We start from the raw sequence: 19,100 nt of genomic DNA, 5'->3' as shown, positions 1-19,100 counted from the left end.
GCGGGGCGTTGCGTACCGCCTCTGTGATGGTGAGGGCATCATGACAATAGTCCATCCCCTTCCTGATGCTCCGTCCATCGGCATTAATCATCAGATGATGGATACCCTTAGGCGGGTTAAAAGCGTTGCTCTAATGCTTGCCCATCAAGGGTTCCGCATCATCGATATTCAAATGAATCCGATAGCTTCGGTCATTACCATCATGCCGGAGGCCCGGTGCGCAAATCTGGGCGCTGCTGAGATCGGTCGTAATGAGCACCGTGGCGGAATGGATTACACGATGGTCGTGTCGCATGAGGGTGTCGACGTTCAGTGGACAATCACCAAACGCAGGAGTATGCCATGACGGAAATACAGTCGCTTTTAGGCACCATCGCAAAGCTAGCGGACGTCATGCGGCGCTGCGACGCGGAGGTGCCACAGGATAATCCCACTACCAATGATGAGTGGGATGGGGCCTTGAGAGAGGCCGCACAGGTTTTGCTTGAAGCAGAAGAGGTGGCGCTATGAACTGGTATATGCCGCCCGACCAACAGCATCCCGGACAATCCATTGGCGTCATCGGTTTAGCGGTCATTATTGGCCTCGCCGCAGTGTTTGGTACCGTATCGTGGTTCAGTAACCGTACCATCGATCAGAGTCGCGAGATCGCGCGTCAGGCACGCGAAATCTCACAGCTATCATCGGGGATCTGCCCGGCTGTCGAGGCAGGTGAGCAGCGCCCAGCTGTGCATGGGGGGCAATCATGACTACCGTAGTGGTGAATGGTGTTGACCTCGAATTGCTGAGAGATCGTGTTCATGAGGGCTATAACGCTTCCAGCGCAACCGTTATCGCCCTGATACAGATTGCGCTGGCCGAGCCTGCGCTGCGCGAAGAGTTGAAGGTAGAGCGCTCTGCTCTGCAAGCCATGTCAAGAGATATCGCCGAAATCGCTTTTACACGGATAAGTGATGGCCCTGACGCGGCCATTAGCGCTCTGGATGATTTTATCAAGAGACGCATCCGGCTGATGCCGATCGATACCAAGCGGGGGGTGCATTGATGACCGATAAAGAAAAAATACTTGCCGCCCTCAAGGGCTGCAATGTGCAATCGCCAATGTCCTTTACCGAGTTGATTGAGAAAACCGGGATTCCCGCTATGTCGCTGATAGTAATTCTGCAGGATCTCTTTGATGCTCGTGCGATTAACCGCGCCACTGTCATGCGCGATGGTCTGACGCGGGTTATGGTGTGGCCAACCGGTGTTCTGCCAAAAATTCCATTCCGCCAATTCACAATCAATCCGAAGAAATCCATTTTGCCGGATTCAGACCAATCGCAAAAACGGATAACCCCAACTCCAAAAATTGAGGAAAAAATTATGTCAACCGAAAAAAGCAAAGCGCGAATCATACTCGAAATCATTGCTAAGCAAGGTACTGCAACATTTAAGCAGTTGACCGACGCCTCCGGCGCATCCTCCGTCAGCCCATTTATCAAAGGGTATATTGGGAGAGGAGAGATCATCGTTGAGGGTCTACCCGGCGCCAAGTCTTGCCGCATGGCGCCCGGCGTGACCGCTGAAAGTCTCCTGTCTGAGGAGCGTAAAAAATCCACCACAGGTCTCCTGTCTGGCGAGTTCAAAAAATCCATCACGGAAACGGCCCCAGCATCATCAGCGCCAGCGCAGGCCGAGCATGTTGTTGATACCACCGGCATGATCCAGCCCTGGAAGCCGGTGCAACCCGAGGCGAGAACGAGTGCCGACGTTCCTGCCCGCCCGCGTTTTCGGCTTGCACGTACGTCAGATCAAACTCTCATGTTGTTCGGGCTGAATGCAGAGCCTATCGAACTCGACCTGGAACAAACGCAGCTCCTAGTTAGTTTCGTGAAAAATGAGGATCGTCCGTGCGCCTGATCTGCCCTTGCTGCCAAACCGATTTTCCGATCGAGGCGGGCATTAACGATATGGCCGCACGCAATGCGATAGTGCGAGCGTTCTCGCTCACTCCGATCGGGGATCTGCTGCTGGCTTATGTACAGCTATTCAAGCCGACGCAGCGCGCGGTTTCCATGCCGCGCCTGGTCAAGTTGATGGACGAACTTTTGCCAATGATTCAGAACGGGAAGATCGAACGCGGCAGCCGTATTTATTCGGCGCCTCAAGAATACTGGCGTCAGGCAATTGAAGAGATGCTGGCTAAACGCGATGCCCTAACGCTGCCGCTCAAGTCACATGGTTACTTGCTCACCATCATTGCGGGTTATGCCGACAAGGCCGAATCGAAGGCAGAATCAAAATCTGAAAACAGGCGAGCAGGAAAAACGCCTGTGGGTGGACAGATTGCACAAACACAAGCGGCGGAGTCGCATGATCCGATGCCGGAACGTCTGTTTATGCCGCAGTCCGTCAGAGAGCAGCTTAATAAATTCAAAGAGCAGGTTAGTAACTTTCGAGGTAACGATGACGACACCTAATCAAGTCCTGTTCACGCTCTCCAGCCATATAGGCAAGGGGCACGGGATCTCCGTGAAACAGTTATCGACGCTGGTAGGGGTGAATCCGCGCATGGTGCGCCTGTACGTCAGCCAACTGCGGGAAGACGGCTATGCGGTCTGCGGTACGCCGAGAACTGGGTATTACATGGCCGAAACCGCCGATGATTTGGAAGAAACATGCAAATTTCTACGCGGCCGCGCCATGCATAGCTTGGTACTGGAATCGCGCCTGCGCAAGATTTCATTACCCGATCTGCTTGGGCAGATCCACTTAAGGACTTAATCGTGAGAAGTATTGGACAGATGATTTTAGACCTTGATTCCTTAAGAAATCGACGGGGCCATGAGCTAACACAATGGGAAGACGAATTCATGACTTCGATAGCTGGGAAAACGGATTGCGGCAGAAATACAAGCAGTATGAGCGATAAACAGGTAACGGTTATTGATCGGCTTCATCAGAAATATCTTGTCATCAACAGCAAAGATTAACCACAAGAGGAGAAATACATGGCTAAAACCGCCACCAGACTTAAAGCCCCGGCACAGGTCTATGTGCCACAGACCAAAGATGATGCCGCTGCCGATATCCGCAAAATTGGCGATCTGCAACGCGTGCTGTTGCGGTCAACCACGGAAATGAACGATGCGATCGCGGCGATCACACACAACTTCCAGCCCCGGCTGGATGCCCTCAACGAGCAGTTGAAAATGTTGCAAGATGGCGTGCAAGGCTACTGCGAGGCACATCGGAGCGAGCTGACAAACGGTGGTCGGGTCAAAACGGCCAATCTAATTACGGGCGAAGTGCAGTGGCGCAAGCGCCCGGCTAGTGTTTCGGTGCGTGGCGTTGATGACGTGATCGAAACCTTGAAGCGCCTGGGCTTTAGCAAGTTCGTGCGCACAAAGGAGGAAATCAATAAAGATGCAATCCTCAATGAGCCAGATGAAGTGCGCGGCGTGGCAGGCATTAAGGTGGTAACTGATGTCGAGGATTTTGTTATTACCCCTTTCGAGCGCGAAGTGGTGGCGTGAATGGACATTCGCCCGGACATTCTCACCAGTAAGGGTCACTACTTTAATTTCCTTGACCCGGAAAACAGCTGCATTGAAATTGAGGATATAGCCACGGCACTTTCAAATCTCTGCCGTTTCAATGGACATACCAGCAGCTTTTATTCAGTTGCCGAACATTCCTGGTACGTCAGCATCCTTGTTCCTCGGCAGCACGCTCTGGCCGGGCTGCTGCATGACGCAGCAGAGGCTTATGTGGGGGATATTACCCGGCCGCTTAAACAGTTACTGCCTGAATACAAACTGATCGAGAAACGCGTCGAAGCGGCTATATTCAAGCGTTTCGGATTGCCGCTGGAATTGCCTGCCTGCATTAAACAGGCAGATCTAATAATGCTGGCAACAGAGCAGCGCGACCTGATGCCCGCTCATGATGACGAATGGTCTCTGATTACAGGCATCAAACCTTATCATCAGAAGATTGGCGCCTGTTCGCCTGCTGCTGCCAGAGCCTTGTTCCTGGAGCGGTTCCAAGATCTGGTGGGCACATGACCATTACAAAAGAGCAATGGAAAGAAGTTGAGCTTAGCCTGTCGTACTCATTTGGGCAGGTGAAACTGCGCTGCGATGGGTACGAAATCACTGCGCAGGTTCGAGCCGGGATAGCGCCGCTTCGCAGCTACATCTATGTTTATGTGGATGGCTATATCAGAGGGGAATGGCTGAAGGGAGGACATGAAATTCCTCTCAAATTCCATCGGAAGAAAAGTCTTTTCGTTCATTCGGCCAAGTTGCGCGCCGAGGCCAAAGAGGCGTTGAAAAAACGGCGGCTCGATAAAGGGCTGCGGGATTTTTACCAAAGTGCATTTAAATCCATATTGGTCTGGGAGCCTAGCTGGACGACGCCTATGTCGTTTATCCGCCACATCCGTAAATCCTGCACGTCGATCGAACTGATCAAGATGGGATACGGAGACTGAGATGAAACCGCGTCCTGCCCCTGATCTGCGGAAACGTGAGCTGGCACAGATCCATATTGCCAAGGCCCAGCTAGGCCTTGATGATGACACATACCGGGGCATGTTATGGACCGTTGCGCGGGTACGTACGTCGGCCGAACTCGACCACGTAGGGCGTCGCCGGGTGATCGAGCATTTGCATAGTCGTGGCTGGAAAAATGAAAAGAAACGCGTCCGGACGCCGGATGCCACGTACGCAAAGAAGCCGTTGATCGCCAAAATCGGCGCGATGTTGACGGCCTCGGGCCGCCCCTGGGAATACGCGGACGGAATGGCGCGGCATATGTTCAAGGTAGAAAAAGCAGCCTGGTGCGATGTGAGGCAACTGCGCAAAATCGTCGCGGCGCTGAATTATGACGCGAAGCGTAAACAGGGCGAGAATGGCTGAGATAGACGAAAGCCTGCTGCCGGGCATTCTGCGGGATATCGCTGGCCTTATCGGCTTGCCTGGCACGCTCACGCTAGTGCAGCACTATGGGGGCGTACGCTTGTATATCCCGAAGCGGTTCGATCCAGATCATGTGCTGGTTAAGATTCTGGGCGCCGCTGCCGTAGTTAAACTCATTGAGCACTTCGGGGGGGAGGATCACTTCGATATTCCGAAGGCGCTGATTGCCAGTGTGGCCGTACGCAACGCCAAGATAAAGGTGGAATACGGTGAATTGAGTCAGCGTCAACTGGCACTCAAATATGATCTCACCGAACGCCAGGTGCGTAACATACTGGCTGGGGTAGAAGAAGATGATGGTCAAGTAGCGTTATTCTAAAAAGGAGAATTAGATGAAACGAGTGATGGCGGTCTTGGCAATGGTCTTGGCAGCGCCTGTATTTGCCGGAGAGAATGACCTATCCGATGCGGAAGCAAAAAAAATAGCGCGGCATATGCTTGCTTCTATCGAGGCAGGGCGGGCAGATTTACGGGACGCAAACAAAGAAAGCTATCAGATGCAGGTGAGGCCAAAGCTGGAAGCGCTAATCAAGAGCTGGCCTGAAACAAATGGTGGAAACCGCGCGATCTTCCCTTACTTCGATTGTCAGCAAGCGGTCATTGATTTAATGGGATATGCGGATACATTTTTCTTGCTTGCCGACGGTAAGGGTAACCGCGAATTGCGCCAGCGCCGAAAGAGTCAATTCGAAAATAGCAATACAGGATGCGCCTCCAGCATAAAAAATCCAGACATGAGCCTGAAAGACATCCAATAAGCGTATTTGACAGCCGGTTAAATCCGGCATAAGCTACTTTTCCTCCGCCCGGCTCGTCCGGGCGGAACTATTTCCGCCTTAACTCTCCCTTCCGCCATCGCCAGAATGGCGGCATGTCATCAAGGCCCATCAATCTAATCGTTATCCATTGCGCTGCCACGCCTAACGGGCGGCGCACAACCGTGGAAGACGTCAACGCTTGGCATCGTGAACGCGGATTCAGGCGGTCTCCGGAATTCCGCGCACGGCAAAATCCATCACTGGATGCCATCGGTTACCACTTCTTTATCCAGATCAACGGCGCCATCGCGACCGGGCGCCATCTCGATGAGATCGGCGCGCACGTGCAAGGCTACAACCAAAAAAGCATTGGCGTGTGCATGGCTGGTACGGACAAATTCAGTACTGCACAATGGGATACGCTGCGTGGCAATGTGCGGCTGCTGATGGAGATGTACCCGGAGGCTCGGGTAGTCGGTCACCGTGATCTTCCAAAAGTTGCGAAATCCTGCCCTGGCTTTAATGTAGCGGACTGGCTTCGTGGTGATATGGAGCCGCTGGCCGGACATGAGTTTGAGGTTAACCGCGCATGAAGCCTGCCGATCTAATCAGGGATGCGGGCACCGGTCAGTTATCCCACACCAAGCTATGGGCGAACGTGGCATACGTTACCGCCACAGTTTCTTTCTTGCACCTGGTGTTTGTGTGCCATGTACCGCCTGACGCGGACATATGGTTGATCTATCTGGGTGTGGTCGGTTCGCACTGTGCCGTCAGCAAGCTGATTTCGATGAGATACCGCAATGGGCGGCGCCCCGATGATTTGGACAGCGCTGCCTATCGCGACAACCCACGAGACCTGTCATAAATGGCAAAGGCTCTAACTCTGTGTGCGGTCGGCCTGGTAGTAGTGGCGCTTCTGTGGCTGTGGCATGTTTCGCAGCTCCAGCCTTTGCCGCAAGTCAGCGTTTCCACTCCAGCAGAGACCGCGCCGGAAGTTGAAGATGCCCCCAAGGTTCCAGTTGTCACCAAGGCGCCGATTCGGGTTTATAGCGGCGGGAAGGTGCTCAAGAAAAAATTAAACCTTCCGTCCGCAGTGGCGGAAGATCCAGCCCGTGAAATCATCGCGTCTAGTCAAGCCAAGGCGGACGATCATCCGCAGACCATTACCACCGTTATCAACACCACAACCGGCGACAGTGAGACTTACATTCGCCGTGACCCGCTGCCGTGGCTCGCATGGGATACCAGCGGCGAAGTCGGAGTTTACGCCGGGATTAAAAACGGACAACAGGCGGTGCGGCTTCAAGCCAGGCAGGGCATTGTGCAGGTTAAGGCATTACACCTTGGGGTTATGGGGTCGATCGATCAAGCCGCTGGGGGCGCGTCAACGCTGAGCGGCACCGATTACTTCGTTGGCGTCGGCGCCTGGGTAAAGTGGTGACTCATGGATTTTTATGATCGTGCCCAAGCGCTGGAGCAAGCAGAACGGGAAAACATCCTGGCCCGTCAGCGTGCCGGTGCAAAGGCGCGGGATAAGCCCTCCCTAACCCATTGTGAAGATTGCGGCCTAAAAATACCGAAAGCCAGGCGGCTGACCGGGCGCGGAATCACCCGCTGTATCGGGTGCCAACAAGCTCATGAATATCAAAATAAACATAGAGGTGGGAGATGATGACTGATGAACACACGCGACTGCTGGGCAAGATCGAGGGCAAGCTCGACATGGTAATCGCGAGCCAAGAGCAAACCAATGTCCGGCTGGAAGGGATCGATGGCCGAGTGCGGGGTATCGAAGCCAAAGCCGCAGTGAATGGCGCCCTGACTGGGGGGCTGGTATCGATAGGTGTGGCACTGGCGATCGAGAATGGCAAACGGGCGATCGGCCTGTAACCTTTCATGGCGCACCCTCAAGAAAAAATAACGGCCGCACGTGCGGCCTACGTGTATGAAGCGTTAACCCTGGAGGCAATTGCCCAGAAATGTAACGTTTCAAAAGGTACGCTCGCACGCTGGAAAAAGACCGCCCAGGACGGGGGAGATGACTGGGACCGGGCGCGCGCCGCTGCACGGTTATCCGGCCAAGGGGCGGAAGCGGTAACGCAGGCTGTACTGGAGGATTTCGTGTTGTTGTTTCAAAGCACGCTGACCGAAGTAAAGACTGATAAGGACATCAAGCCGCTGGCCAAGGCGGAAGTAATCAGCAGGCTATCGGACGCTTATAACAAAACGATGAGTGCGGTCTCCAAAGGTAACCCGAAACTCAATAAATTGGCGGTGGCGATGGAAGTATTGCAGGTTCTGGCCGCCTTTATCCAACGGCATTACCCCAGGCACGCCAATGCTTTTGGCGAGATCCTGGAGCCTTTTGGTGAGGAAGTGGCGAAGAGCTATGGCTAACCGCTCTTCCCGCCGTGAATTCCTTGATGGCATTGCCAGCCTGGCCGCCGAGTATCGCCGCCAGATCGAGGCTGGCGTTGATGGCTTTACACCCGATCCGGCCGCACGCAAAGCGCGCGTGGAACAAGCGAACTCCGATCTGGAATACTTCGCGCGCATTTACTTCCCGCACTACGTGAAGCACGCCAACGCGGAACTTCATGACTTTCTTTACAAACGCCTGCTCGAAATTGTGGATAACGGGGTCGGGGACCATGATGCGATCGCCGCCCCGCGGGGAAACGCAAAATCGACGATCGTTACCCAGATCTTCGTGATCTTTTGCCTGGTTACCGGACGTAAGCGATTCCCGGTCATCATCATGGATGCGCTCGATCAGGCGCTGCCTATGCTGGAAGCGATCAAGGCAGAACTTGAATTTAACCCACGCCTGGCAATGGATTACCCAGACGCGACCGGCCGGGGCCGAGTATGGCAGGTCGGCACGATCATTACAGCCAATGATGCCAAGGTGCAGGCATTTGGCTCCGGAAAAAAGATGCGCGGTTTGCGGCATGGTCCGCACCGCCCGGATCTGGCGATTGGCGACGATCTGGAAAACGATGAGAACGTGCGCAGTCCAGAGCAGCGCGACAAGCTGGAATCATGGCTGAAAAAAACAGTCCTGTCTCTCGGCCCGGCCGATGATTCTATGGATGTGATCTTGATTGGCACCATTCTGCACTACGACTCAGTCCTGGCGCGGCAGCTCAAGAACCCTTTATGGAAGTCGCGCAAATTCAAAGCTGTGCTCGAATGGCCGCACCGCATGGACCTGTGGGATAAGTGGGAAGAAGTTCTGCTTAACGTGGGTGAGGACGCGGCGCGGATATTCTACGCGGAGCGCTCGACCGAGATGGAGGCGGGCGCGGCGGTAAGCTGGCCAGCCGCACAGCCGCTCTACAAGCTAATGGTGAAACGTGCCAGGGATGGCCGTGCTGCTTTCGATAGCGAGCAGCAGAATGATCCGGTGTCGGGTGACGATGCGCCATTTGCCAACGTAATCCAGTTCTGGGTCAACCGGCTGAGTGAGTGGGTGTTTTACGGCGCGTGCGACCCCAGCCTGGGCAAACATGGCGCCAGCCGCGATCCCTCTGCATTGCTGGTAGGCGGGTTTAATCGGCTCACCGGCATTCTCGATGTTGTGGAAGCGCTGATCAAGAAACGCCTTCCGGATCGCATCATTGAGGACATTATTTTGCTGCAGGTGCAATACCACTGCCTGTTATGGGTGGTCGAGACTGTCCAGTTCCAGGAGTTCCTCCGCACTGAGTTGGTCAAGCGTAGTGCGAAGCGTGGCATCCCGGTGCCAGCGCGCCCGGTGATCCCACACGCCGATAAGCTGCTGCGTATCGAGTCGCTGCAGCCACATATGGCTAACGGTTTGATCCGCCTGCATCCGTCGCAGGCCACGCTAATCGATCAGCTGCGGCACTTTCCCAAGGCGGACCATGACGACGGCCCGGATGCCCTTCAAATGCTGTGGATGGCGGCGGTTACGCGCGGCATTGGCATGGCATACCAAAGCGCACGTAGCGGCGCGGATGAACCAACCGGAGTAGGCGCATGGTAGCCATCGTTGATATCAACGGCAATCCGATCAATACCGGGTTGATCAAGGAAGCTCAGAGCGCCAGAGTCGGCAGTCTCCGGCATGAATTCGCCGGACACCCAAGCAGGGGGCTTACCCCGGCCAAGCTGGCCCGGATCATGGAATCCGCCGAGCTGGGCGACATTCGTGCCCAGCACGATCTATTCCTGGATATGGAAGAGAAAGACGGCCATATCTATGCCGAGATGAGCAAGCGCAAACGCGCGCTACTCACGGTTGACTGGAATATCGTGCCGCCACGCAAGGCATCGGCAAAAGAGAAGAAGGCCGCCGCCTATCTCAAAGAGCTGCTATCCGACGTCTCAAATTTCGAGGATGTGATACTGGATGCGCTGGACGCGATCGGCCACGGTTTTGCCTGCCAGGAGATTGAGTGGCAGATGCTGGGGGGTGAATGGCTGCCAAAAATGATCAGTCACCGGCCGCAAAGCTGGTTTCAGACCGACCGCGCCACACGATCACAGATCCGCCTGCGCGATATGACGATGGATGGCGCCGAGTTGACGCCATTCGGCTGGATCACGCATGTGCACAAAGCCAAGTCAGGTTATGTTGCTCGCGCTGGGCTGCATCGAGTGCTGGCCTGGCCTTTCTTGTTCAAGAATTACAGCGTGCGCGATCTGGCGGAGTTCCTGGAAATCTACGGTTTGCCGATGCGACTTGGCACGTATCCATCTGGCGTCAGCGATGATGAGAAAGCCACGCTGCTGCGCGCAGTAACGCAGATCGGCCACGATGCGGCAGGGATTATTCCCGAAGGGATGATGATCGATTTTAAAGAAGCCGCCAAGGGTAGCCATGATCCGTTCAAGGCCATGATGGATTGGTGCGAGCGAACTCAGAGCAAGGCGATTCTGGGCGGCACGCTGACCAGCCAAGCGGACGGCAAAACCAGCACGAACGCGCTCGGCCAGGTGCACAACGAGGTGCGTCACGATCTCAAGGTATCCGATGCGATCCAGTTGGCGGGCACGCTGACGCGCGACCTGGTGTATCCGTTACTTGCGCTCAACATCGGCGGGGTTGATGACATACGCCGGGTGCCGCGCTTCGTGTTTGATGTGCGTGAACCCGAGGATCTGCAGACTTATGCTAACGCGCTGCCCGCGTTGGTAGATATCGGCTTTCCTGTGCCGGTTTCCTGGGCACAAGACAAGCTGCGCATCCCGGTGCCTGGCGAAGGCGAGGAGGTGCTAGCCAGAGTATCCGGCGGCGCCGGGCAGCCGCCTGTGACAGCCACCGTTGCATTATCGGCGCTGCCTCCTGGTGAGGATGAATTTGACCAGCTGTCTGATGAACTGGCTAACGACTGGGAGCGTGTGACAGATCCGCTCATTGCACCCCTTATTGCGTTGGCGGCAGAGGCTGAGAGTTTTGGAGAATTCCAGTCACGGCTGCCGGATTTGCTTAAAAAGATGGATGCCGCCGCGTTGGCCGACATGCTGGCACAAGGGCAATTCGCCGCCCGGATCTGGGGGCGCGTTAATGCTTCGGGGCAGGATGCATGAGCGAGATTAACAGGCACATCAATTTAGGCCAAGGGATAACCGCCGAGATCGCGACCGGCACGTTCATCATTCTCCGTGGGCATAAAGATCCAGATGTGATACCAGGCGACACCGTATTCTCATTTCTGCTGCACGATATAGGTGCAAACCAGGTTGAGATCAAGATTTACAACGGTCGAGCAATGAAGCCGAGCGAACGTGCGCGGGTGCAGCAGTTTGTCGAGCAGATCGAATATAAGATCGGACTTATTGAAAGATTCAAGAATGGGAGGTCCCCCCGTGCAATGAAGATCAGGGCGAAGGATGGCATATCAGAAACAGATTGTTAACATCGATAAAGGAGATTCAACATGGGCGCATTAACCAATTATGCGGAAAACAAGATCATTGATGCGCTTCTACGAGCGCAGGCACTGGGTGTTCCGGCGACGTTCTATGTCGCGCTTTTTACAGTTGACCCGACAGACGGCAGTGCAGGCACCGAAGTCAGTGGCGGAAGCTACGCGCGTGTTGCGGTAGCTTGCAGCCTGGCTAATTGGGCGGGAACGCAGAGTGGCGGCAGCACTACCGCATCGAGCGGCACTAGCGGCACCACCAGCAATAACGTCGTTATCACTTTTCCGGCACCGACGGCAAATTGGGGGGTGGTCGGCGCATGGGGGTTGTTGGACGCGTCGAGCAGCGGCAATCTTTGGATCTACTCCGCCTTGGCCGCACCCAAGACAATCAACAATGGCGACGCTGCGCCCAGTTTCGCCATCGGCGCCGCTACGTTCCAGATCGACAATTAATGGTGTGCCATGTCAATGCTCGCAGATGAGATTGCAAACGATCCGACCGCGAAGGGGTATGCGGCCTATCTGGCGGATCAACCCGGTCAGGTAGTTGATCTACTCAACGCAAATACAGAATCAATGCACAAAGAGCGATGGATCACCACGCTCACTCTTATGGCTGAGTTAGAGATAGACATGGCCAGAAGTGTTCTGACCAAGCTGGAAGCATTATCGGCGACGGACATCGTGGTGAAAGAATTCATGGCTCATCTGCGATCTGACAAAGGTGCGGACATTGGTCACCCTAACACGATCGCAATGATTGATCTGCTAATGGTTGTGCCCGCTCCGGCCGGATTTTCTGCGGAAGAAGGCGCGGCGTTAAAAGGTCTCTCTCTCCGGCCTGCATCACGTATGGAAGTTCTCGGCCTGCCATATGCGACTGAAGAAATTCTGAGGACTAGATAATGACTGTATTCACGCAATCACAGGGCGCTCGCAGCGCATCGGTACTCACTCTCGGGACTCTGGCCAGCGCCACGTATGTCGCGTCGGCCGCGATCGACCTGGGTGCAGCAGTCCCGTTGGATGTCACTTTAGAGCTTGAATGTGACCCAAACGGAACTCCGGCTGGTAATAAACAGTTGCTAATTTTTGCCAAGCTGTCACTAAACAATACGGACTTCGGCAGCGGGCCGGAGTCGGGCACAGACACCAGCCAAGAAAATGATCTGCATTTCATCGGCGCAATGCCATGCGTCGACACAAACACGCACCGCAAATTTTTTAGCCTCGCTGGGTTGCCGGTAACCCGCTACCTAAAGCTGGTTGTAAAGAACGACATGGGCGTCTCGCTGACCTCGGGCGCCGTTTATCGAGCGGACATTACCGGCGCATCGGCCTAAGTTCATGGCAATCGGATTTGGAGCCAAAGGGGTAGGATCGACCGATAAGGTTACTGGCCCGACCGAGGGCATTCCTGCGCAGTTCAGCTTCCACATCTGGACGAACCGGAATGGAGAGGGAGCCGGAAATCTGGGGCGAATTTTCGGGCGCGAGGGAGCGAATCCCTTTGTTCTGTGTAATCACAATGACGTAACCAGTTATAGACTTTTCATTGGCGCGGGCGCTGCAACAAATTGGCTCTGGAATCGTCCGGCAGAGGGAGTATGGGCTCCGCTCGGGTTCTCTATTGATACATCATCTTCGGCCAATGATCCAACAGTCTATCAAGATGGAGTCCGCCTCACGGTAGGGGCAGGACTTACACAATCGGGCAGCGATTCTTCCTGGCCCGTGGGATCGGACACTTGGTATTTCGGCAATAATCCTGGTGGAACACGTAATTGGAATGGATCTCTTGCCGAGGTAGCCTGGTGGAATACGATTCTTACTGATGCCGAGTTTTATGCGCTGCAAAAAGGGGTATCGGCTGAGCAGGTTCGCCCCGAATCGTTAGTACGCTACCTGGCGATGGTCAGGGTGGCGGATGAGAAAGGGCTTGGGGTAACTGGTACCGCCTCGCTGCTACCCCATCCTGACATCAGGCGGACACCTCAGGTAAGGCGGATATGGGCCACAACCGCAGGTGGCGCGGCTGCGCTCGCGGGCGATGCCCAGGCGGCTGCGGTGGCCTCAGGAGCGCTGACAACGCAGATCGAAATCACCGGCACAGCCCTATCCGTGGCGGCGGCAATCGGTACGTTGACTACGCAGATCAATCTGGCCAGTGATGCCGTTTCCGTTTCCACGGCCAGCGGCACGTTAACTGCAAGAATCCAGCTATCCGGGGCCGCACTCGCCCAGGCAATATCTTCAGCGGCGCTTTCCGGCGGCATAAACCTTTCCGCCGCAGCCGTGGCCGAAGCGGCCGCGAGCGGGATGCTGGACACCGTTATTCGCCTGATTGGTTCCGCCGTCGGCACCGCGTCGGCCAGCGGTAATCTGAGTACCGGGGCCTCGGGTGAGCTGGAAGGCAACGCACAGGCATCGGCAACGGCATCAGCCAGCTTGACTGCACAGATCCGCCTCAATGCCGCCGCTGTTGCCCAGGCCGCAGCATCGGCCAGCCTGGTTAGTGGGATTCGCCTTAAGGGCGATGCGCAAGGTGGCGCCTCTGCCAATGGCGAGCTTAGCGCATCGATCACTCTCGCGGCCTCCGCGATATCGCAGGCTATTGTCAGCGGAAGTCTGACCACGCACATCCAGCTGGACGGTCCGGCCATCGCACAGGCGATCGCGATCGCAACATTGCATACCGGGATCAATCTGGCCGGATCTGCTGCAAGCAGTGCGTCGGCATATGGAGATCTGAGTATTGGCACGGAATACTCGGCGGGGCTATTGACGACGCGTCACGCACTGGCAGGAAGCATCCTGCACACTGTCGGACGGCCGATCACGCAACTCACCACGGAGGTTGGATATGCCTGCAGCGGCTAGTTATCTCATCGGCTCGGTCGTGCGTGTATCCGTATCTATTACCGATTGCGCAACCAACATCCTTGCAGACCCGGGTGGATTGATCCTTAAGGTGAAGCCTCCCGCCGAGGCGCCCACCACATTTACTTATGGCGTGGATTCGGAAGTGATCAAGGATGCCGACGGCGTCTACCATGCCGACATTACGCTGGACAAATCGGGTGAGTGGCGCTGGCGCTGGGAAGCCAGCACGCCCAATGTCGGAGTGGTCGAGGGTGATCTCGCCGTACGAGCCAGCCGCGTAGTCTGACATGATTCAGCTAAAAGCGCTTCCGCCAAAAGAGGCGATCGCCTATTTCCGGCAGAAGGGCTACAAGATCGGGTTTAACTGGCAGGATGTCTGGCAACAGGAACACCAGGCTGCGTTTACCGTGGCCAAGGCCATGCAACTCGATATCCTGCGCGACATCCGGTCTGGGATTGATGCCGCGCTGGCAAACGGCACCACGTTCGCCGACTTCCGTAATAACCTCAAGCCGCTACTGATGCAGAAAGGCTGGTGGGGCCGTGCGGAGATGACCGATCCCGATACGGGAAAAGTCAAGGAAGTGCAGCTCGGCAGCACGCGCCGTCTCAAAACGATCTACGATACCAATCTGCGTACGGCGCATTCCGAAGGGCAATGGGAGCGCATCCAGGCGAACAAGGCAAGCTTGCCCTATCTGCAGTACTCCGGCAATAACAGCGAACATCCACGCCTTCAGCACGCGGCATGGGACGGGTTGATATTGCCAGCCGATGATCCGTTCTACCAGGCACACATGCCGGTCAAGGCGTGGGGCTGCAAATGCCGGGTAATCCAGCTAAGCCAAGGGATGATGGATCGGCGCGGGTTGACTGTGAGCGATGCGCCTGTGGTGCCGGAATACACCTTTGTGAACAAGCGCAGCGGCGAGGTACAGCAGATCCCGAAGGGGGTAGATCCCGCTTTCCATTATCCGCCAGGTGGACGGCGGGAGAATCTACCAAAGTTCGTTACTGAAAAGATCATCCAGGCTCCGGCCGACGTCGGCGCCAGCTGGTGGCAAACAATGTCTCCGCTGATGTCGCCGGGAGTGGCGCAGAGCTTTGTCGCGTTTGTGACGGATACTCTAGTGGCTGGCCGTGGCCAAGGGAAGTTTGCGGTGGCCGGTTTCGCGCATCCTGATGATGTGGAATTCTTGCGCACGATGGATAAGCCTCCCGTGTCGGCTGAAATTGCGATCCAGGATAGGTTAATTGTGGGCAAGAAGGCCGAACGTCATGCCAATGCTGGCGATGCGCTGACAACCGAGGAGTGGGAGGCGTTACCGGAAGGACTTGCGAATCCGCGTGCGGTACTATACGACACTGAGACGGGGAATCTGCTCTACGTCTTGGACAGCATTGATGACCCGCGCAAGCAGAAGCTGGTGGTGCAGTCCGATTTTGTGCCAAAGAAACCCAAGAGCAAGCTCAATATGGCAAGAGCAGCTTTTAAAGTTGACCCGCTTGCTCTGAAAAATGAGAAGAGATACCGCTTGGTGAGAGGCAACTTGAATTAGGAAACGGATGGGAGGCCGGACGTCCCTCCATCAACGAATACTCGGAAACGTTACTGTGGACTCCGAAATTTCCACAGCTCACCCGTTCGATAAAAGTATAGTCCCAGTGGGGAAAAGCAGCAAGCTGAAAGATGGGGGTTTAAGCGTTTGAGAGACGTATCCGGCTACTATGCCCCTGAAAAATTCAGATACCCGCGTTAGACCCCCGTTAAATTCGCTCATAGCGGCATTGAAACGCGGAGCAAAACCTATGTTTCGCATCTTATCGGTTGACGGTAGAGTTTTTAGGGTGCTAATCTAATTTAGATCCTAATCCCTTCCGGGGCGGAAACGCTTCCGCCTTAACTACCTTCCCGGCCGCCCGCACAATGGCGGCATGAATCGCAAACCGAAAACCTTCCCCCTCGCAATTGGTTTTGCCGCGTGCGCATTTGCGCTGTCCGCCAGTGCCGAGGTGCAATTGCTTCCCGCCGGAAAGTTCCGCGCCACGGATGGTCGTCCCAAGGATGCGCCGCACTGGTACATCGATGCAACACTGGCTCAAGCCATCATTGACCAACTTGCCGGGCGGAGCAATCCCCTGGTGATCGACTATGAGCATCAATCCCTGCTGGCTGCAAAAAACGGCCAGCCTGCCCCGGCGGCGGCTTGGTTCAAGAAGCTTGAATGGCGTGAGGGCGATGGCCTTTATGCGATTGATGTTGAATGGACTGCACGCGCCTCAGCCTTGATCGAGGCGAAGGAGTATCTCTACATTTCCCCGGTTTTCAGCTACGACAAAAAAACCGGTGCGATCAGATCAATCTTTAACGCGGCATTAACCAATAACCCAGCCCTTGATGGGATGGACGACGTGGTGGCACAGGCTGCCGCTACACGCTTTTCAACTGAAACACAGGAGCTTTTAACTATGAACCTTGATGAGCTGTTGAACAATATCCGTTGGCTTCTAAATCTGCCAACACTGGCCACCACGGAAGAGGTTGTAGCGGAGCTGCAGAAAGCCGTTGACGTAATAAAAAACGGCAATCCGGAAGCGGCCACGGTTGGATTCAGCTTGCCCACGCTGCTCGCCGCGCGGAACACGGAAATTGTTGAACTCAAGGCTGCCTCACCAGATCCGGCCAAGTATGTGCCAATCGATACCATGAAAGCGGTGCAGGATGAGCTGGCGTCGCTACGGGCAGAAGTTAACGGGCGCGAGGTGGATAGCCTGGTTACCGCCGCGCTTGCCGACGGGCGTCTGTTGCCTCCGCAAGAAGCATGGGCGCGTGAACTGGGTGGCAAGGATATCGCGGCGCTGAAAGGCTATCTCGATACCGCGCAGCCGGTTGCGGCTCTCAGTGGTACTCAGACCGGCGGCAAGAAGCCTGGTGAAGGTGGGAACGATGAGCAGCTCACTGAATCGCAATTGGCCGTATGCAAAGCAATGGGCGTCTCGCCGGAAGAATTCAAGAAAACACTCGGCGCGCCAGTTTAAAGAACCTGGTCGCGCGGGATCGCCCGGCCACTTGGCCTCGCGAAGATTAAAACATCAGACAAGGAGAAAGATATGGCACTCGCAGCAGATCGCAACACACACATGCAAGACGGGGAATTGATCTCCGTCCCCGTAGCCACTGGCGTCACCATTTACGCGGGCGCGTTGGTGGTGGCCAACGCCAGTGGTTACGCAACCCCCGGCGCTGTTGCTACCACGCTAACTTACCTTGGTCGGGCTGAAGAGCAAGTAGTGAATCCCGGCGCCAATGGCGCCAAGAACGTGCTTGTGCGCCGCCGCAAAGCGTTCAAGTGGCTCAATCACGGCGCCGATGCGGTAACTCAGGCCGACCTTGGCAAAACTTGTTATGTCATTGATGACCAAACAGTGGCCAAGACCAATGGTACCAATACCCGTTCCGCTGCCGGAGTTGTGATCGGAGTCGATTCGGACGGCGTCTGGGTGCAGTAAAGATTCAAAGCTAGAGAAGAAAAGCAGCTCTATTTATTTATCTACCAGGAGAAACAACGATGCATTTTTCTAAAATTCTCACTCTGATCGGCGCCGGTCTTGTGGCGCTGCTGGCGCTTCTGCCGTTCGGTGCGATAGCCGGGCAACATGATGCCGGTTCCGGCATCGAGCTGCTTGGTTTTGCTGGGATGCTGGTGAACAAAGACACAATCAGCAATGTATTTATCAGCCTCAAAACCTCATTCGTCAATGCGTTCGACGCGGCGCCATCTGTCTGGCAAAAAATTGCCATGAAAGTACCATCCACTACTGGGCAAAATGATTACGCCTGGCTATCCGCTTTCCCGAAAATGCGGAAGTGGGTTGGCGATAAGTTTGTTAAATCCCTCGAAGCCTTCAAATACACGATCGTTAATGACGACTGGGAAGCCACTATAGAAGTTGATCGCAATCACATCGAGGATGATCAGCTTGGCATTTATGCGCCTCAAGCTCAAATGGCCGGTTTCTCAGCTAAGCAATTGCCGGATGAGATTGTGATGGCTCTGGTCAATGGTGGCTTCGCCAACCAGTGCTACGACGGTCAATATTATTTTGACACTGATCACCCGGTGGCGGGTGCATCGGTCTCCAATAAGGGTGCGGTAGCGCTATCCGCCGCTACGCAGGCGCTTGCTATCGCCAGTTATGGCGCGGGCCGCACGGCGATGCGCAAATTCAAAGACGATGAAGGCCGTCCCCTCAATATCATCCCGAACGTATTGCTCGTGCCCCCTGCGCTTGAGGCAATTGCCCTGGCACTTATCAATAACGATCGCCTCGACGATGGCAAAGCCAATCCCTACAAAGGAACGGCTGAAGTGGTGGTGGATGCCCGGCTGACTTCCGATACGGCCTGGTTCCTGCTAGACACCACGAAGCCGGTCAAGCCTTTTATTTACCAGGAGCGCAAGGCGCCGGTGTTCGTCGAGCAGATAGATCCGCAAACTGACGATGTATTCAGCCGCAAGAAATTCAAGTTCGGCGCGGAAGCGCGGGCGGCGGGCGGTTATGGTTTTTGGCAGATGGCCTGGGGATCAACCGGTTAA

General features: G+C 55.3%; 31 protein-coding genes. All 31 read left to right on the top strand.

Translation table 11 applies throughout. The annotated features are described in order from the left end of the window. The first annotated feature begins 40 nt into the window (after positions 1-40). The 31 genes from SQ11_RS05750 to SQ11_RS05605 all read left to right on the top strand — a co-directional run bounded on the left by SQ11_RS05750 (position 41) and on the right by SQ11_RS05605 (position 19,100). On the top strand, positions 41-346 hold the full coding sequence (locus SQ11_RS05750) for a hypothetical protein (RefSeq protein ID WP_041513188.1): 306 nt from the start codon (positions 41-43) through the stop codon (positions 344-346). Then, positions 343-510, top strand: a complete 168-nt coding sequence (locus SQ11_RS17205; RefSeq protein WP_156972419.1) for a hypothetical protein — start codon at positions 343-345, stop codon at positions 508-510. Before SQ11_RS05750 ends, SQ11_RS17205 begins: the two co-directional genes overlap by 4 nt. Further along, a complete protein-coding gene (locus SQ11_RS05745) occupies positions 507-749 on the top strand; it encodes a hypothetical protein (RefSeq protein WP_041513187.1) in 243 nt (80 codons plus the stop codon). The genes SQ11_RS17205 and SQ11_RS05745 overlap by 4 nt, the downstream gene beginning before the upstream one ends. Next, a complete protein-coding gene (locus tag SQ11_RS05740; RefSeq protein WP_041513186.1) occupies positions 746-1,045 on the top strand; it encodes a hypothetical protein in 300 nt (99 codons plus the stop codon). Before SQ11_RS05745 ends, SQ11_RS05740 begins: the two co-directional genes overlap by 4 nt. Further along, the gene (locus SQ11_RS05735) at positions 1,045-1,902 is read left to right on the top strand and encodes a hypothetical protein (RefSeq protein WP_041513185.1); all 858 of its coding nucleotides are present in this window, start codon (positions 1,045-1,047) and stop codon (positions 1,900-1,902) included. Before SQ11_RS05740 ends, SQ11_RS05735 begins: the two co-directional genes overlap by 1 nt. Then, a complete protein-coding gene (locus SQ11_RS05730) occupies positions 1,893-2,462 on the top strand; it encodes a hypothetical protein (protein WP_232297908.1) in 570 nt (189 codons plus the stop codon). The genes SQ11_RS05735 and SQ11_RS05730 overlap by 10 nt, the downstream gene beginning before the upstream one ends. Beyond that, complete coding sequence (locus SQ11_RS05725) at positions 2,449-2,766, top strand: HTH domain-containing protein (RefSeq protein ID WP_041513184.1); 318 nt, start codon at positions 2,449-2,451, stop codon at positions 2,764-2,766. Before SQ11_RS05730 ends, SQ11_RS05725 begins: the two co-directional genes overlap by 14 nt. A 227-nt stretch (positions 2,767-2,993) precedes the next feature. Continuing rightward, positions 2,994-3,518: a host-nuclease inhibitor Gam family protein gene (locus SQ11_RS05720; protein WP_041513183.1), complete on the top strand. Its 525-nt coding sequence runs from the start codon at positions 2,994-2,996 to the stop codon at positions 3,516-3,518. After that, positions 3,519-4,049, top strand: coding sequence for a metal-dependent phosphohydrolase (locus SQ11_RS05715; protein WP_041513182.1), 531 nt, complete (start codon positions 3,519-3,521; stop codon positions 4,047-4,049). Beyond that, complete coding sequence (locus SQ11_RS05710) at positions 4,046-4,477, top strand: hypothetical protein (protein WP_041513181.1); 432 nt, start codon at positions 4,046-4,048, stop codon at positions 4,475-4,477. Before SQ11_RS05715 ends, SQ11_RS05710 begins: the two co-directional genes overlap by 4 nt. 1 nt (position 4,478) lies before the next feature. Further along, entirely contained in the window at positions 4,479-4,904 is a 426-nt protein-coding gene (locus tag SQ11_RS05705; RefSeq protein WP_052494016.1) for a gp16 family protein, read from the top strand. Beyond that, positions 4,897-5,283: a Mor transcription activator family protein gene (locus SQ11_RS16350; RefSeq protein ID WP_052494015.1), complete on the top strand. Its 387-nt coding sequence runs from the start codon at positions 4,897-4,899 to the stop codon at positions 5,281-5,283. The genes SQ11_RS05705 and SQ11_RS16350 overlap by 8 nt, the downstream gene beginning before the upstream one ends. 13 nt (positions 5,284-5,296) lie before the next feature. After that, positions 5,297-5,722 carry a hypothetical protein gene (locus SQ11_RS05695; RefSeq protein WP_041513180.1) on the top strand — a complete coding sequence of 142 codons (426 nt, stop codon included), beginning with the start codon at positions 5,297-5,299 and terminating at the stop codon, positions 5,720-5,722. 113 nt (positions 5,723-5,835) lie between these two features. Further along, entirely contained in the window at positions 5,836-6,315 is a 480-nt protein-coding gene (locus SQ11_RS05690) for an N-acetylmuramoyl-L-alanine amidase (protein ID WP_041513179.1), read from the top strand. Next, positions 6,312-6,590, top strand: coding sequence for a hypothetical protein (locus tag SQ11_RS05685; RefSeq protein ID WP_052494014.1), 279 nt, complete (start codon positions 6,312-6,314; stop codon positions 6,588-6,590). Before SQ11_RS05690 ends, SQ11_RS05685 begins: the two co-directional genes overlap by 4 nt. Further along, positions 6,591-7,166 carry a hypothetical protein gene (locus SQ11_RS05680; protein WP_041513178.1) on the top strand — a complete coding sequence of 192 codons (576 nt, stop codon included), beginning with the start codon at positions 6,591-6,593 and terminating at the stop codon, positions 7,164-7,166. 3 nt (positions 7,167-7,169) lie between these two features. Beyond that, complete coding sequence (locus SQ11_RS18220) at positions 7,170-7,397, top strand: TraR/DksA C4-type zinc finger protein (RefSeq protein ID WP_041513177.1); 228 nt, start codon at positions 7,170-7,172, stop codon at positions 7,395-7,397. Further along, positions 7,394-7,615 (top strand): hypothetical protein, encoded by a 222-nt coding sequence (locus SQ11_RS05670; RefSeq protein ID WP_156972418.1) that lies wholly within the window; start codon positions 7,394-7,396, stop codon positions 7,613-7,615. Before SQ11_RS18220 ends, SQ11_RS05670 begins: the two co-directional genes overlap by 4 nt. A gap of 6 nt (positions 7,616-7,621) precedes the next feature. After that, entirely contained in the window at positions 7,622-8,122 is a 501-nt protein-coding gene (locus SQ11_RS05665; RefSeq protein ID WP_041513175.1) for a DUF1804 family protein, read from the top strand. Beyond that, positions 8,115-9,734 (top strand): phage terminase large subunit, encoded by a 1,620-nt coding sequence (terL, locus tag SQ11_RS05660; RefSeq protein WP_052494013.1) that lies wholly within the window; start codon positions 8,115-8,117, stop codon positions 9,732-9,734. The genes SQ11_RS05665 and terL overlap by 8 nt, the downstream gene beginning before the upstream one ends. Further along, positions 9,728-11,281: a DUF935 domain-containing protein gene (locus SQ11_RS05655; protein WP_041513174.1), complete on the top strand. Its 1,554-nt coding sequence runs from the start codon at positions 9,728-9,730 to the stop codon at positions 11,279-11,281. The genes terL and SQ11_RS05655 overlap by 7 nt, the downstream gene beginning before the upstream one ends. Beyond that, the gene (locus SQ11_RS05650) at positions 11,278-11,610 is read left to right on the top strand and encodes a hypothetical protein (RefSeq protein WP_041513173.1); all 333 of its coding nucleotides are present in this window, start codon (positions 11,278-11,280) and stop codon (positions 11,608-11,610) included. Before SQ11_RS05655 ends, SQ11_RS05650 begins: the two co-directional genes overlap by 4 nt. A gap of 21 nt (positions 11,611-11,631) precedes the next feature. Further along, complete coding sequence (locus tag SQ11_RS05645) at positions 11,632-12,072, top strand: hypothetical protein (protein ID WP_041513172.1); 441 nt, start codon at positions 11,632-11,634, stop codon at positions 12,070-12,072. A gap of 9 nt (positions 12,073-12,081) precedes the next feature. Then, complete coding sequence (locus SQ11_RS05640) at positions 12,082-12,525, top strand: hypothetical protein (RefSeq protein WP_041513171.1); 444 nt, start codon at positions 12,082-12,084, stop codon at positions 12,523-12,525. Further along, positions 12,525-12,962, top strand: a complete 438-nt coding sequence (locus SQ11_RS05635; RefSeq protein WP_041513170.1) for a hypothetical protein — start codon at positions 12,525-12,527, stop codon at positions 12,960-12,962. The genes SQ11_RS05640 and SQ11_RS05635 overlap by 1 nt, the downstream gene beginning before the upstream one ends. Positions 12,963-12,966: 4 nt before the next feature. Next, positions 12,967-14,499 carry a LamG-like jellyroll fold domain-containing protein gene (locus SQ11_RS05630; protein ID WP_041513169.1) on the top strand — a complete coding sequence of 511 codons (1,533 nt, stop codon included), beginning with the start codon at positions 12,967-12,969 and terminating at the stop codon, positions 14,497-14,499. After that, complete coding sequence (locus tag SQ11_RS05625) at positions 14,483-14,788, top strand: hypothetical protein (RefSeq protein ID WP_041513168.1); 306 nt, start codon at positions 14,483-14,485, stop codon at positions 14,786-14,788. The genes SQ11_RS05630 and SQ11_RS05625 overlap by 17 nt, the downstream gene beginning before the upstream one ends. Position 14,789: 1 nt before the next feature. Continuing rightward, the gene (locus SQ11_RS16345; protein WP_052494012.1) at positions 14,790-16,061 is read left to right on the top strand and encodes a phage minor head protein; all 1,272 of its coding nucleotides are present in this window, start codon (positions 14,790-14,792) and stop codon (positions 16,059-16,061) included. Positions 16,062-16,437: 376 nt separating this feature from the next. Further along, positions 16,438-17,541: a phage protease gene (locus SQ11_RS05615; protein ID WP_052494011.1), complete on the top strand. Its 1,104-nt coding sequence runs from the start codon at positions 16,438-16,440 to the stop codon at positions 17,539-17,541. Positions 17,542-17,613: 72 nt separating this feature from the next. Further along, positions 17,614-18,012 carry a hypothetical protein gene (locus SQ11_RS05610; protein WP_041513167.1) on the top strand — a complete coding sequence of 133 codons (399 nt, stop codon included), beginning with the start codon at positions 17,614-17,616 and terminating at the stop codon, positions 18,010-18,012. Positions 18,013-18,071: 59 nt separating this feature from the next. Beyond that, positions 18,072-19,100: a Mu-like prophage major head subunit gpT family protein gene (locus tag SQ11_RS05605; RefSeq protein WP_232297907.1), complete on the top strand. Its 1,029-nt coding sequence runs from the start codon at positions 18,072-18,074 to the stop codon at positions 19,098-19,100.

It is taken from the genome of Nitrosospira sp. NpAV (genome assembly GCF_000832065.1).
GTDB lineage: Bacteria > Pseudomonadota > Gammaproteobacteria > Burkholderiales > Nitrosomonadaceae > Nitrosospira.
Note: the sequence above shows the minus strand (reverse complement) of the source record. Positions and strands in the feature narration are given on the sequence as shown.